The organism is Polaribacter batillariae (assembly GCF_017498485.1).
GTDB lineage: Bacteria > Bacteroidota > Bacteroidia > Flavobacteriales > Flavobacteriaceae > Polaribacter > Polaribacter batillariae.
In genome coordinates, this window is record NZ_CP071795.1 from 1,022,861 (window position 1) to 1,035,790 (window position 12,930).

A 12,930-nucleotide genomic window follows, 5' to 3' on the forward strand; every position below is an offset into this window, starting at 1 on the left:
GTCAATACACTAAAGGGTAGTTTTTTCTCTAATTATGAACTTTTACACCACTAATGATAACATTATGTAGCTGTTTACTAAAAAAATCTGGGCTGACTATCGTTAATACAAAAGTTTTTTTTTAGATGTAAGATAGTTCTAGGCACTAAGATTTGTTTTTATTATAAAATTCAATAAGTCCATTATAATCCATTGAAATAGGAATAGTTTCGGAACCTAAATAATTTATAGATGCACCAATAACATTCGTTTTTATACCTAGTAGCGATAATATGCGTACTAACTTACTGTCGCATTCGGCAAAAACAATATTATCTTTATACGCACAAACCGAGGCTATGGCACAAATCATTAACTGTTTAAACAAATAAATGTTGCCTATTTCTTTTTTTATGGCAAATCGCCCAATATGATAAATATTGTGTACATGTATTTCTTTAGTAGCTACTAATGGATTGATTCCAAATATCTTTTGAATTGGTAAAACGTCTATATAATTCCATTTTAACACACGAATAGCCCCCACCATACCTCCTAAATGATCTTTAGCCACAAAAATTTCTGAATTTTTACAATAAATTATTTCTTCATTATAAATAGAATGAATATCTTTCCTGTAATCTTTTGGTAAAACCTGGTTCGAATGGTGTTTGAAGTTTTCCATTACAATAAATTCTGCTAAATCAAATAGCTGATCTGATTCAAGTTTTTCTAAATAATTTTTTTTGAGTATCATAATAATATATTTTACTCGTAAAGTTATCTAGCCTGTATATAAGTAGCATTACACCAAATTGTAGTTTTTAGATTATTAAGTGCAAAATAAGTATCATGTTTTGTCGAAATTAGTATATTATTTTTATTTGTTAATTTGTAAAACTATTTATTACCAAACACTATTACGAACTATTCGATTTTTATAAATGGCAACTATCAACGATTTTTTCTCTTTTAGAAATACAGTAAACAACGTCTCTAATAGCGAGCAAAAACAAACAGCTAACTATTTAGAGACCATTAAAGCATTCGCAAGAACGACTTATAAAAGTATCTACGTTATTGATTATAAAGAAAAAGGGTTCGAATATGTTTCTGACAATCCATTATTTTTATGTGGCCATACAGCCGAAGAAGTACTAGCCTTAGGGTATGCATTTTATTTTAAATATGTAACTAAACCAGATCTTGATTTACTTTTAAAGATAAATACGATAGGGTTTGAGTTTTATGATAAAATTCCTTTAGGAGAACGAAAATATTATACCATCTCTTATGATTTCCATTTAAAAAATCAAGAAGAAAAAACTATTTTAATCAATCAAAAACTAACTCCTTTATTTTTAACAGACGATGGAAAAGTATGGAAAGCGATATGCATCGTATCTCTTTCTAACAACCAAAATTCTGGAAATATAAAAATCCATAAAAAGGGAAGTGATAAAATACTTAAATACGATTTGCAAAACGATTTGTGGAAAGCAGAAGAAAAAATAAAGCTATCTAACAGAGAAAAAGAAATACTTCAATATTCAACAAGAGGGCTTACTATAAATGAAGTTGCTGCAGCTACTTGTGTGTCTGCAGACACTGTGAAATTTCATAGAAGAAAATTATTTAAAAAATTAGGCGTTACCAATGTCTCTGAAGCCATTGCTTACGCAACAAATAACAAACTTATTTAGTTACATTGTATGTATTGATGACAAATAAAATTCAGGAAATTTTTTTACCTCTTTTTTTGTTGCAATATTAAAAAGTATATGGGTGCACATAGCTGCCACCATCCATGAGCCAATCGCTAATTGTGGTGGCGATAAATCTTCTTTCTCTTTTTTATATTCTTTAATTACATTATCTATCCAACTTTGTTTATCATTCCAAAACTTCATATAACTTGAAGCATATTCGACCATATTTAATTCACTAAATGTTTCATTCGGTTTTGCAATTGCATTTAAAGAAAGACCTTTTGGAGTAATTACTGTTACCAATCCTCCCCAACCCAAATTATACGGATGCAAAACAGGAATATTTTGTTCTTGGCAAATTTTATCAAATAATAAAGGGACTTCTGAAGAAAAATCTAAAGCATTAATCGCTATTTTATACCCTTGAATATATTCTTTAACATTTTTAGAAGTTAAAAAGCAATTACGAACAGTTATTTTTGCTTTGCTGTTAATTGATTTCAATCTTTTTGCTAGGGCTTCTGTTTTATCTGCTGAAATATCACTTTCAGTATAATTTTGCCTGTTTAGGTTAGACAATTCTACTTGATCGCCATCGACAATGGTTATGTTTTCGAAACCAAGCCTTAAAGCACACTCAGCAATATTACTACCTATACCACTACCTCCTAATATTATGGGATAATCTTTAATTATCTCTTGCTCTTTTTTAGTAATACCATTTAAACATTAAAAACGTTATAAAAAGATTTTAGATAAAATTCATATCCGGTTATAGACTTAATGGTCTTATTATCCATTTGATAAACTAGGTGCTCTATTTTGGATTCTAGTATATCTAAAGTGTCATAAATTTTCATTGCAATTTTACTTTTAAGGTATTGCCAAACTTTTTCAGCTGGATTTAGTTCAGGGCAATATGCAGGGATAGGTAATAAAATAATATTATCAGGCAATTTTACATCTTTAGTAGAGTGGAAAGCTGCATTGTCAATAATTACAATTTTTAGTTCCAAAGGATTACAGGCACTTAAGTCTGTTAAATACTCAATAAAAAAGTCTTTACACACAGTATCTGTTAGCATGCAGAAACTCTCACCGGTAATGGGTGAAAAACTTCCCCATAGCCATTTACTCTGATAACTATGTTTGTACTTTGCTATAGGTTTAACGCCTTTAGCTGTAATGACTCTTTTTTGTTTGGTGATTAATCCAAAACGAGATTCATCTTGAAAAAATAAATTGACCGATTCAAAGTTATTTTTATTTAGTTTTGTTCTAAATAATTTAAAAGTGTTTTCTAGGTTTTTTAAAAACCATTTCGGCTTTCGGGTCTTTTTTATAGTGTGACTTTCTTGATACTTTTAGCTTAGACTTATGTTTTCGCCTACAATGTGCATAAAGTGCACCATAATTTATCATCTCTGATAAATCTTCGGCTATACGAGCTTGTAACTCTATATAGGAAGTTATGGTGGTATCGCTATTAGATAATGTCTTGGAGATATAGGCTTTTGCTCTATCTGAAATATGAACGGTATTATTACCTCCGCTATGTATTTCTAATAAATTTGAAAGGCCTCCTGTTTCATAGTCTTTAATCCAATTGCCTATGGTGGTTGGACGTCTGCCAAGCTTCTTTGCGATCGCATTACGATAGATGTATTTCCCGGACTTTATGTAGTATAACATTTTTAAACGATCTCTTCGTAATTCTGTAGTGGTAGACTCATATAGTTTTCGCAATTCAACAGATTCTTCTTTAATGGATAAGGTAATTTTCTTTGGCATATTGAAAGATAATAAATTTTACCTCGAAAGATAATAAATATTATCTTGAATTCAAAGTTTAAATGGTATAAGGTATATTCTGTTTCTACAATATCGATTCCTCATTATTTTTATTTTTTACAAAAATAAGACACCTATACCAATTAAAATCTACTAAAAAAGTGTAGTTTTTTCGGATATTTTTTTTTGGATTAACAACAATATTTTGCGTAAACACAACTTTTGGACTTGATCCTGTAAACCCTTACAAAACCTATAAAAACAAAAAAGCCTCACATTTCTGTGAAGCTTTATGTGAGCCCTGAAGGATTCGAACCTTCGACCGCCTCCTTAGAAGGGAGGTGCTCTATCCAGCTGAGCTAAGAGCCCTAAATAATACTTTTAAGAAATTTAAACCCTTGAAAATACAAGGGTTTGGTTTCTTAGCGGAGAAAGAGGGATTCGAACCCCCGGACCTGTTACAGTCAACAGTTTTCAAGACTGCCGCATTCGACCACTCTGCCATTTCTCCAGAAATCTTTCAGGTATTTCCTGAATGCGGATGCAAATATATAAAGCTTTTTTAACTCTGTAAAAGAAAAAAGCGATTATTTTTTATCTTTTTTAAATATCGCTAACGCATCAATCTATCTTATTCATTATCTAAGGTTTATTTTAGTATTAAAGTTGTAACAATTGTTATAAAGTGAGTTAGCTACAACCACTCGCAAACATTTTCGAAAGAAAAAATTTGAATAACATACCAAGTATTGGTATATTTGAATTTAAACTTCATGTTATGCCGAAAAACACTTCTATTCTTCTTGGTGATTACTTCGATAAATTCATCAGTCAACAAATAAAAAGCGGAAAATACTCTTCCGCAAGTGAAGTCGTTAGAGCCGCTTTGAGAATGTTTGAACATCAGGAATCAAAGAAATCTGAATTGATCAAAGCACTCAAAAAAGGTGAAAAATCCGGATTTGTAGAAAACTTAGACCGAACTAAACTCTTGAAAGAAATTCATCAAAAGTATTTGACTGAATAATGGAATATAAAATCAGTCAAGAGGCAAATCGTGATATCGAAAACATTTGGCTCTACACTTTCGAAAACTGGTCAGCGGAACAAGCCGACAGGTATTTTAATCTGATTTTGGACGAAATTGAATATATCGCTAAAAATCCCACTTCAGGAAAAGATTACAATGAAATTAGAAAAGGATATTATAGATCTAGAATCAAATCACATTTTATTTTCTACAAAATCAATCGAAAAAAAGAAAGAGTCGAAATCATTAGAATATTACACCAAAGAATGGATATTGAATCAAGACTTGATGAGTAAAATATACGTGGCAGTAGCTAACAAAGTATAACGTTCATTGCTAGATTGGTTTCCAACGGAATGATACACGGAAGCGATAAATGATCAATTTTTAACTAACTTTAATTCCTAGTACAACGCAACAAACCATATACAACAACGTCAGACTGTCTCAAAACTCTCATCAATTTTATTGGTAAAAAAGTAAAAATTCTATGTCTTTAAGTATGGAATATATCGCACGAACCCCTCGTAATCAACTCGGACTTTTCCCTACCGCCTTGGACCACATGATCGATAAGGATAACAGCGTTCGAGCCATTGACATTTTTGTAGATCGCTTGGATTTATCCCAGTTTGATTTGACCAAGACTGCCCAAACAGGAAGGCCTTCTTACAACCCCGCCGATTTACTCAAACTCTTCATCTATGGCTACATGAACCGCATGCGTTCCTCTCGCCAATTAGAAAAAATAACTTGCGTAGAATTCTGAATATTCTCAAAAATCAAGGCATAAACCCACTTAAAAGCTTATGGAATGCCTCGGTTCTATTTTTAACCCAAATACGCGTTATTTTAAGCCTATTTCACACACTTTTTACATCAAAAAACCGAAACCAATTTCATAAAATTAAACCTTTAAAAGTTGCTTAAAATAATCTGAAATAATTTAAATTTCTTATATTTAACAACAAATGGTGGTTTTGAGACAGACTAACGTTCTTCAAGAAATTCTTTTCAACTAAATGGAGCGTAGTCGAGATTTATTTAAAATGCTAGTTTTGCAACTGCTCTCTAAACTTCGTTTGTTACTTTCAATTAAAATATATTTTGATTTTCAGCAATGCTCGAACCGATAAATAACTGATTTTAAAACAATTAAATGTTTTATATGTAATTTTAATATCGAACTTAGGTTTATAAAGAAAAATAAAATTTCGTAAGAATCACTTTAGTATATTTGTACCCTAAATAAATACAAAAATAATGTCATTTAATTCTTTTGGAAACTTATTAAAAGTAACAACATATGGTGAATCGCATGGAACTGCAATTGGTGGAGTTATCGATGGATTTCCTGCGGGTTTAAAAGTGAATTTTGAAGCAATCCAAGAAGAGTTAGATAGACGTAAACCTGGACAATCTAAAATTGTTACACAGCGAAAAGAACCAGATACTGTAGAGTTTTTATCAGGAATTTTTGATGGAATTACCACTGGAACTTCCATAGGCTTTATCATTAGAAATACAAATCAAAAATCTAAAGATTATAACCACAATACAAACGTTTACAGACCCTCTCACGCAGATTACACCTATGATAAAAAATACGGAATAAGAGACTATAGAGGTGGTGGAAGAAGTTCTGCTCGTGAAACTGCAAATTGGGTAGTTGCTGGTGCTTTGGCAAAACAATTAATTTCCTCGATAAACATTAATGCTTTTACCTCTTCTGTTGGAGATATTTTTATCGATAAACCTTACCAAGATTTAGACTTTTCTAAGACAGAAAGTAATATTGTTCGTTGTCCTGATGCAACCTCAGCAGAAAAAATGATTGATAAAATTAAAGAAATTAGAAAAGTAGGAGATACCATTGGAGGAACCATTACTTGCGTTGCACAAAATGTTCCTGTGGGTTTGGGAGAACCTATTTTTAACAAATTACATGCAGCTTTGGGCAAAGCAATGTTATCTATTAATGCTGTTAAAGGTTTTGAGTTTGGAAGTGGTTTTTGTGGCGCTAAAATGAAAGGTTCTGAACATAATGATGTTTTTAATGAAGATGGCTCTACCCAATCGAACCTTTCTGGCGGAATACAAGGTGGAATTAGCAATGGGATGGACATCTATTTTAGAGTGGCTTTTAAACCTGTTGCTACAATTATGAGCGCTCAGCAAACTATAAATTCTGATTTTGAGGTTACAGAAATAACTGGAAAAGGCAGGCACGACCCTTGTGTTGTACCAAGAGCTGTGCCAATTATTGAAGCAATGACTGCACTCGTTTTAGCTGATTTTTGGTTACTTAACAAATCTAGAAAAGTATAATACCATTTACCATTTGAAAAGCCTGTAATAAATCGCCTTTTTTTCCTTTCTATTTCAGAATAAAAAAAACCGTAGCTAAGGCTATGCTTTCTCTTTCTTCTTTATATAAAGAAAAAAAACATCAATTTATTTTCTAGTAATTCCAAACAGTAACTGGTATCATTTTAAAAAAAGGCTGTCAAAAAAGTAAATTTAACTATCATTTTTGAGCATTACTAAAATCAAAATATATTTTAATTGAAAGTAGCTAACAAAGTTATCGAAAAACATAAAGTACTGAAATTCAATAAATAAGATTTCTCCATTACAGTCGAAATGACAAATTTTAATACTTTCGAGATAACCTCTTTTTAAATTTAGAGAAATCTGTTTTTATTTCAACAATTTATCTAAGTCGTAAAAATAGAAGTTCTTTTCGCTGTTCATCGCTACAAACAATCCGCTTTTAAATGTGTCGTTTAAAGGAACTGTTACTACTTCGCAACCATCGGTTTCTAGAGTCGATAAATTAACCGCTTTTACAAATGCATTTGTAGTTCTATCAAATAAATTAAATTGCCCTTTTTTTTGATCGGAAATAATTAAGTAACCCGTTTTATCTGGCATTTTTGCAATTGCAATTCCTTCGATATCTGCTAAAAAATAGTCTCCGCCAAAACAACTAATCTCTGTATTGCCTTTGGTTGGTTCTGCATAATATTTTCGAATGCAGTGGCGCTCATCTGCATAGTAAACAAAGCCCATTTCACCATCAACAGCAATGGCTTCAATTTCTTTTTTACCACTAAAATTACCAAATTTTCTTACCAATTCTGTTTTAATCGTACCGTTTTTAGCTATTAGTTTATATTGATATAAATACTTTTCTTTTGGCCCTCTTTTTCGCCCAACAATTGCATAAAAAGAAGAATCTATGGGAGATTTGTAAAAAGCAACCCCCATAGGAAGCCTATTTTCTATCTTTTTTTCATCTTTAAAAACTGGCAAACCTCCATTATCTAAAGGTTTCATCTCTGGAACAGAAAAAATTCGAATTTGTTGTTTTTCTCTTTCTGTAAATACTAAAATATCTGTTGTTGTAGAATCGTTTATTTTAAAACCATATTCTAAATCGACATTATTGGGTCTTTTAATATTTCTAATGGTTTTATCTTCGATAATTTTTCCTTCTAAATTAAAAGCATAAACAGCTCCGTTTGTTTTTTTATCTGTACCAAAAACAATACTTTTTGAAGGGTCTGTTGGATGAATCCAAATTGCAGGGTCATCTGTATCGTTTACCGTTTTTTCTGTAATAACATCTGGTTTAATTTGTGGTAATTGGCTTCCTTTCGAGCAGGATAAAGTAACTAGAACACAAATTGTAAAAACAATGCTATTTTTTATTTTATAAAAAACCATATCTTTTATTAGTTGTTAAAAAGGTCGTATTTTAAACCTATTGTTAATCTTCTACCGTAATATTCTATTTGCATTGTACGCTCTCTAACTCCTTGATAATATCGCAAAGGTTGATTCGTAATGTTATTCACATCAGCATAAATTCTAAAATTTTTATTGATAATTACTGTTGTGTTAAAATCTAAGAAAAATTGCTTGTCGTAATAACGATCTTCAAAATTGTTTCCTCCTATTTCATCGATATAAGAATCGGAAAAATTGGCAGAAATTCTTGCCGTAAAACGTTTGTCTGCATAGCCTAAAGAACCGTTAAACATGTTCGGAGTTGTGTTGGGCAAGTCTAAATCTGTTCTTTCTTCTCCATCTTCGTTACGAATTCCGTTTGCGTTTGAAGTTAAATATGTATAGTTTGCGTAAATGCTAAAGTTCTTTAAAAATCCTGGTAAAAAATCTAATTTTCTCTGCAAAGCAAGTTCTACCCCAAAAATGGAGGCTTTATCTCCGTTTAAAGGTTGATAAACTTCGAATCCTGTTGTATTAGGTCCGTAATCGTTTCCTGTAGTTTCGGTTTGAAAGGTATAAATAAAATCTTTTATTTTTTTGTAAAACAAACCTCCAGAAAGAATACCAACACTTTTAAAATAAGTTTCTCCCATTAAATCGAAGTTTATCGAAGTTGTAGGATTTAAATCTGGATTTCCAATATATATTTCTTCGTCTCCAGTAATAACATCTAAAGTGGGCGTTATATCTACATAATTGGGTCTTGCTAAGGTGTTTGTCCACGCAAATCTTAAGACGGTATTTTTAGATATGTCGTATTTAAAATGCAAACCAGGCATAAAGTTAGCGTAAGAGTTTTTTTTCGTAATTACACCATTTAAAGTATCTTCATCTAAAATATTATTTCCTGTTGCTGTTAAGTTGGTTTGTTCGAAACGAAAACCAGCTAAGACGCTTAATTTGTTTGTTAATTTTTGATTGGTCATTATATAAGCGGCCCAAACATTTTCTTTAACCTTATAATTTGCGCGTAAAAACTCATCTGTAACTGCTTTTCCATTAGTTAAATCTAAATCTCCTAACCACTTTTCATCAGCAAAAATACCTGCTTGGTACTGACTTCCTACTAAAAAATTAGGGTCTGAGTAATTTTTTGTGGGTACAGAAGCCAAGGTTGGGTATTCGCTTTCTAAATCGAACTCGAAAAAATTGTTATCTCTTAATTTATTTTTAAATCGGCCTCTTGCTCCAAATTTTATGAATCCTGCTCCTTCTCCAAAAAAGTCGGCTGGCAATTCAAAATTTATAAATGTATTGTAATCTTTTTCTTCTGTATATTGGTTTTCTTCAGTAATTTCTCCAAATTCGAAACTCGTAAGATTATTAAAGTCAGTAGAATTTTCTGCAGTAAAAAGCGGAAATCTAGGATTAGAGATGTCGTTATTTATACTATATTTAGATTCAAATTCTGCGTAACGTTCGTTTAAACGTTCTTCGGAAGCTTTGGAAAAAGAACTCATCCAGTCGATTTTTAAATTTCCTGCAATATGATTTCCTCCCAAACTGTAATTTTGCATTCTTTGGTCTTCTAATCGTCTGTTTTTATTTCTGTTATTATTTATACCTCCTTTAGACTGCCTTTTTACTTCTACAGGAAACCTTGTTGGTGTATTGTTTGTAAGTGTAAAATCGGCCATTTCTATATCTTCTGCATCTAAAATTTCTTGCTCTAATCGAAAACGATTTTCACGATCGTCTCTCCAATTATACATGGTTTTTAAATAGATGTTGTTGTTATTATTTATTCGATAATCGAAATTTGCGGCAAAACTTCTACGAACTCTCTGTACCAAATAAGTGCGTTGTTCGAATACATTTGTGTAAGGGTTTACGTCTATCTCCACTTCATCTGTTCCATTAAAATACCCGAATTTATCTGTCCATTCTGCTTCTACATTGTCAGAACCAAAATCGTTATCATTTATAGTTGCAGAAACCATCCAACCAAATTTCTTATTCTTAGAACGGTTTCCTACTAAAAAAGAACCGTTTAAAATTCTTTTATTGGTAATGGTGTTTATCCCAGAACCTGCTGTTGCAGATACTCTAAAACCTATAGGTGCAGTTTTGGTTATTAAATTTACAGAACCACCCAAAGCATCTCCATCCATATCTGGTGTGATTGCTTTGTTAACTTGAATCGATTGTATCATGTCAGAAGGAATTAAATCCATTTGTACATTTCTGTTATTTCCTTCTGCAGACGGTATTCTACTTCCATTTAAAGTTACCGAGTTTAATTGTGGAGAAAGCCCTCTAATGATAATATTTCTAGCCTCACCTTGATCTACTTGCATTGTAATTCCTGGAATTCTTTTTACAGCGTCTCCAATATTGCTGTCTGGAAATTTACCAATTTGATCTGTTGAAACCACATTGGTAATGTTTAAATTGTTTTTTTGGGTATTTAAAGCTTTCGATTGCCCTCCTAATCTGTAAGATTTAATCTCAATTCCCTCTAGCTCTATATTCGCAGAATTAAGTTGAATTTTTACACTTGTCGTTTCATTATCTTTTACAAGAATTTCTTTTTTAACATCTTCGTAGCCAAGGTATGTAACTTTAATTGTATGTTTTCCAATTGGAATGGCTACCATTGTAAAACGCCCCTCGAAGTTAGAAATACTTCCTTTTTTAAGAGTTTTAATTTCGATACTTGCACCTGGAACATACATACCATTTTCATCTGTAATTAAGCCTTGAATGCTTCCTGTTTGTGCTGTTACTTTTTGAGTTAAAAACGATAGGCATATCGTTAGAAAAAAGAATTTTAATAAATTAGTTTGCTTCATTTTTATAGTTGATTTATAAACCATAAAATTAGCAATGCCAAAGCATTTTTATCATTAACTAAATGAAAAGAAAATGATAAGTTTGAATGAAAATAAACGAGATTTAACGTTTAGGAAAATTTGTTTTTACAATAATTTTAATTGATATTTGATACGGTTGTTTTTCTAAATTTTGATAAAATCACAAAAAAAGACCATCTTTTAAAAAATCGTCTTTTATGATAAATACCATTTATTATTTTTAAGGCGGATTTGTAGGTCCAAAATTCATTGGAATTGGTGGTTGCTGGTAATTTTTTATTTCTCCATGTGCTTCTTCGAACTTACGAACATTTTCTACCAAAACTTTAGTAAGTCCATTTCTACCTGAAGAAAGTTTAATTTGTATTTTTACGTGAGAATTCACAAGGTTTCTAAAAGCGTTTTTGTCTTAATCGGAGTTGCTAGTAATGCGAGACAAATCCATAAAGTTTCCATATAATTCAACTTTTTTATTATCTTTGTTAAAGTAAACCGACAAATAAACTGAATGAAACCAAAATTTGAGGTAATTTTTCTTGAACAAGCTATTGACTTTATGAGTAAAATAGATGCTAAAGCAAAAAAGAAAATTTACTATAATTTGGATAAGGCAAAACTTGAGAATGACCCAAAACTGTTTAAGAAACTGACTGATGAAATTTGGGAGTTTAGAACACTTTACCAAGGAATTCAATATAGACTTTTTGCTTTTTGGGACAAAAACGATAAAACTGAAACTCTTGTCTTATCTACTCACGGAATGGTTAAAAAAGTGAGCAAAGTTCCAAAAGCACAAATTGAAAAAGCATTAAAAATTAGAGCTGAATTTTTTGGCGAGTAAACTTGAAATTATGGCAACTAAAAATAAAAAGATGAAAATGATGACACTTGACCAAATGAAGGACAAAGACATCGGAAAGATTGGAACGCCAGAGCGTGACAAATATGAATTTGACTTGCGAATGGAAGTCCTTGGCGATATGATTAAATCTGTACGAAAAGAACGAAATTTAACACAAGAACAACTTGGCGAATTAATTGGAGTTCAGAAATCACAAATTTCTAAATTGGAAAGAAACACGAAAAACGTGACTATCGAAACAATTTTAAAGGTATTTAAAGCCTTAAAAGCAAACGTCCGATTTAGCGTCGAAATGAATGATTTTGACTTTAAAGTAACGTAAAGCACTACTAGCAACAAAGTTTTAGTAAGTACATTTCTACCTGAAGAAAGTTTGATTTCAAATTGTATTTTTACGTGAGAATTCACAAGTGTTGTAAAATCTTATACTTCTGTTGCTGGGTTGTGAATTGATTTCAAATTGTATTTTTACGTGAGAATTCACAAGCAGGATGGTCAGCATTTATAAGTAAAACAGGTTGTGAATTGATTTCAAATTGTATTTTTACGTGAGAATTCACAAGAATGAAAACAAACTTATCATTGTAAGTATAGTTGTGAATTGATTTCAAATTGTATTTTTACGTGAGAATTCACAAGCAGGATGGTCAGCATTTATAAGTAAAACAGGTTGTGAATTGATTTCAAATTGTATTTTTACGTGAGAATTCACAAGGAGCGTCCCTATCGGAGATTGTTTTGCCAAGTTGTGAATTGATTTCAAATTGTATTTTTACGTGAGAATTCACAAGCTTTAAAAACTTGTTAAAAATGGCTGTTAGGTTGTGAATTGATTTCAAATTGTATTTTTACGTGAGAATTCACAAGTTTAGAAATTTTGTTAGAACATTTATATGCGTTGTGAATTGATTTCAAATTGTATTTTTACGTGAGAATTCACAAGATAAGTACGTT

At 31.2% G+C, this 12,930-nt stretch carries 12 protein-coding genes, 2 tRNA genes, 2 pseudogenes and 1 CRISPR repeat array (1 of these 17 running past the window's edge); of the genes and pseudogenes, 7 read left to right on the plus strand and 9 right to left on the minus strand.

Going from position 1 to position 12,930, the window contains the following annotated elements:
* Window positions 1–145: 145 nt before the first annotated feature.
* On the minus strand, window positions 146–736 hold the full coding sequence (locus tag JL193_RS04510; protein ID WP_207972684.1) for a hypothetical protein: 591 nt from the start codon (window positions 734–736) through the stop codon (window positions 146–148).
* A 187-nt stretch (window positions 737–923) separates the two neighbouring features.
* Between JL193_RS04510 and JL193_RS04515 the strand changes: the two genes are divergently transcribed.
* Entirely contained in the window at window positions 924–1,682 is a 759-nt protein-coding gene (locus JL193_RS04515; RefSeq protein WP_207972685.1) for a response regulator transcription factor, read from the plus strand.
* Here JL193_RS04515 and JL193_RS04520 read toward each other — a convergent pair whose 3' ends face one another.
* From JL193_RS04520 to JL193_RS04540, 5 genes are all read right to left on the minus strand, one after another.
* The gene (locus JL193_RS04520; RefSeq protein WP_207973380.1) at window positions 1,683–2,405 is read right to left on the minus strand and encodes a ThiF family adenylyltransferase; all 723 of its coding nucleotides are present in this window, start codon (window positions 2,403–2,405) and stop codon (window positions 1,683–1,685) included.
* 5 nt (window positions 2,406–2,410) lie between these two features.
* Window positions 2,411–3,031 carry an IS630 family transposase gene (locus JL193_RS04525; RefSeq protein WP_207973381.1) on the minus strand — a complete coding sequence of 207 codons (621 nt, stop codon included), beginning with the start codon at window positions 3,029–3,031 and terminating at the stop codon, window positions 2,411–2,413.
* Entirely contained in the window at window positions 2,976–3,479 is a 504-nt protein-coding gene (locus tag JL193_RS04530; RefSeq protein ID WP_207970603.1) for a helix-turn-helix domain-containing protein, read from the minus strand. The genes JL193_RS04525 and JL193_RS04530 overlap by 56 nt, the downstream gene beginning before the upstream one ends.
* A 295-nt stretch (window positions 3,480–3,774) precedes the next feature.
* Window positions 3,775–3,848: transfer RNA gene (locus tag JL193_RS04535), tRNA-Arg, on the minus strand.
* Between the two features lie 57 nt (window positions 3,849–3,905).
* Window positions 3,906–3,990 (minus strand) — tRNA-Ser (locus JL193_RS04540).
* Between the two features lie 267 nt (window positions 3,991–4,257).
* On the opposite strand from JL193_RS04540, the gene JL193_RS04545 reads away from it, so the two are divergent.
* The 4 genes and pseudogenes from JL193_RS04545 (at window position 4,258) to aroC (ending at window position 6,837) form a co-directional block, all read left to right on the plus strand.
* Window positions 4,258–4,506 carry a type II toxin-antitoxin system ParD family antitoxin gene (locus JL193_RS04545; protein WP_207973382.1) on the plus strand — a complete coding sequence of 83 codons (249 nt, stop codon included), beginning with the start codon at window positions 4,258–4,260 and terminating at the stop codon, window positions 4,504–4,506.
* Window positions 4,506–4,805 carry a type II toxin-antitoxin system RelE/ParE family toxin gene (locus tag JL193_RS04550; RefSeq protein ID WP_207972686.1) on the plus strand — a complete coding sequence of 100 codons (300 nt, stop codon included), beginning with the start codon at window positions 4,506–4,508 and terminating at the stop codon, window positions 4,803–4,805. The genes JL193_RS04545 and JL193_RS04550 overlap by 1 nt, the downstream gene beginning before the upstream one ends.
* 206 nt (window positions 4,806–5,011) lie before the next feature.
* A pseudogene (locus JL193_RS04555) lies at window positions 5,012–5,254 on the plus strand (transposase); the annotation flags it as partial.
* Between the two features lie 518 nt (window positions 5,255–5,772).
* Window positions 5,773–6,837: a chorismate synthase gene (gene aroC, locus JL193_RS04560; protein ID WP_207972688.1), complete on the plus strand. Its 1,065-nt coding sequence runs from the start codon at window positions 5,773–5,775 to the stop codon at window positions 6,835–6,837.
* 372 nt (window positions 6,838–7,209) lie between these two features.
* Here the strand turns inward: aroC and JL193_RS04565 are convergent, their stop codons facing one another.
* The 3 genes and pseudogenes from JL193_RS04565 to JL193_RS04575 form a co-directional block, all read right to left on the minus strand.
* Window positions 7,210–8,238 (minus strand): phytase, encoded by a 1,029-nt coding sequence (locus tag JL193_RS04565; RefSeq protein WP_207972689.1) that lies wholly within the window; start codon window positions 8,236–8,238, stop codon window positions 7,210–7,212.
* An 8-nt stretch (window positions 8,239–8,246) separates the two neighbouring features.
* Window positions 8,247–11,093: a TonB-dependent receptor gene (locus tag JL193_RS04570; RefSeq protein WP_207972690.1), complete on the minus strand. Its 2,847-nt coding sequence runs from the start codon at window positions 11,091–11,093 to the stop codon at window positions 8,247–8,249.
* A gap of 241 nt (window positions 11,094–11,334) precedes the next feature.
* Window positions 11,335–11,448, minus strand: a pseudogene (locus JL193_RS04575) (DUF3467 domain-containing protein); the annotation flags it as partial.
* Window positions 11,449–11,622: 174 nt separating this feature from the next.
* On the opposite strand from JL193_RS04575, the gene JL193_RS04580 reads away from it, so the two are divergent.
* Window positions 11,623–11,955: a type II toxin-antitoxin system RelE/ParE family toxin gene (locus tag JL193_RS04580; RefSeq protein WP_207972691.1), complete on the plus strand. Its 333-nt coding sequence runs from the start codon at window positions 11,623–11,625 to the stop codon at window positions 11,953–11,955.
* 10 nt (window positions 11,956–11,965) lie between these two features.
* Window positions 11,966–12,298, plus strand: coding sequence for a helix-turn-helix domain-containing protein (locus JL193_RS04585; RefSeq protein WP_207972692.1), 333 nt, complete (start codon window positions 11,966–11,968; stop codon window positions 12,296–12,298).
* A gap of 43 nt (window positions 12,299–12,341) precedes the next feature.
* Window positions 12,342–12,930: direct repeats of the CRISPR family, unit length 46 nt; unit sequence GTTGTGAATTGATTTCAAATTGTATTTTTACGTGAGAATTCACAAG; it runs 1,053 nt beyond the window's last position.

Excerpts from the sequence above, each read along its gene's own strand:
- JL193_RS04510 (WP_207972684.1), bottom strand. The coding sequence starts at position 736 with ATGATACTCAAAAAAAATTATTTAGAAAAACTTGAATCAGATCAGCTA.
- JL193_RS04515 (WP_207972685.1), top strand. The coding sequence starts at position 924 with ATGGCAACTATCAACGATTTTTTCTCTTTTAGAAATACAGTAAACAAC.
- JL193_RS04530 (WP_207970603.1), bottom strand. The coding sequence starts at position 3,479 with ATGCCAAAGAAAATTACCTTATCCATTAAAGAAGAATCTGTTGAATTG.
- JL193_RS04545 (WP_207973382.1), top strand. The coding sequence starts at position 4,258 with ATGCCGAAAAACACTTCTATTCTTCTTGGTGATTACTTCGATAAATTC.
- JL193_RS04550 (WP_207972686.1), top strand. The coding sequence starts at position 4,506 with ATGGAATATAAAATCAGTCAAGAGGCAAATCGTGATATCGAAAACATT.
- aroC (WP_207972688.1), top strand. The coding sequence starts at position 5,773 with ATGTCATTTAATTCTTTTGGAAACTTATTAAAAGTAACAACATATGGT.
- JL193_RS04565 (WP_207972689.1), bottom strand. The coding sequence starts at position 8,238 with ATGGTTTTTTATAAAATAAAAAATAGCATTGTTTTTACAATTTGTGTT.
- JL193_RS04570 (WP_207972690.1), bottom strand. The coding sequence starts at position 11,093 with ATGAAGCAAACTAATTTATTAAAATTCTTTTTTCTAACGATATGCCTA.
- JL193_RS04580 (WP_207972691.1), top strand. The coding sequence starts at position 11,623 with ATGAAACCAAAATTTGAGGTAATTTTTCTTGAACAAGCTATTGACTTT.
- JL193_RS04585 (WP_207972692.1), top strand. The coding sequence starts at position 11,966 with ATGGCAACTAAAAATAAAAAGATGAAAATGATGACACTTGACCAAATG.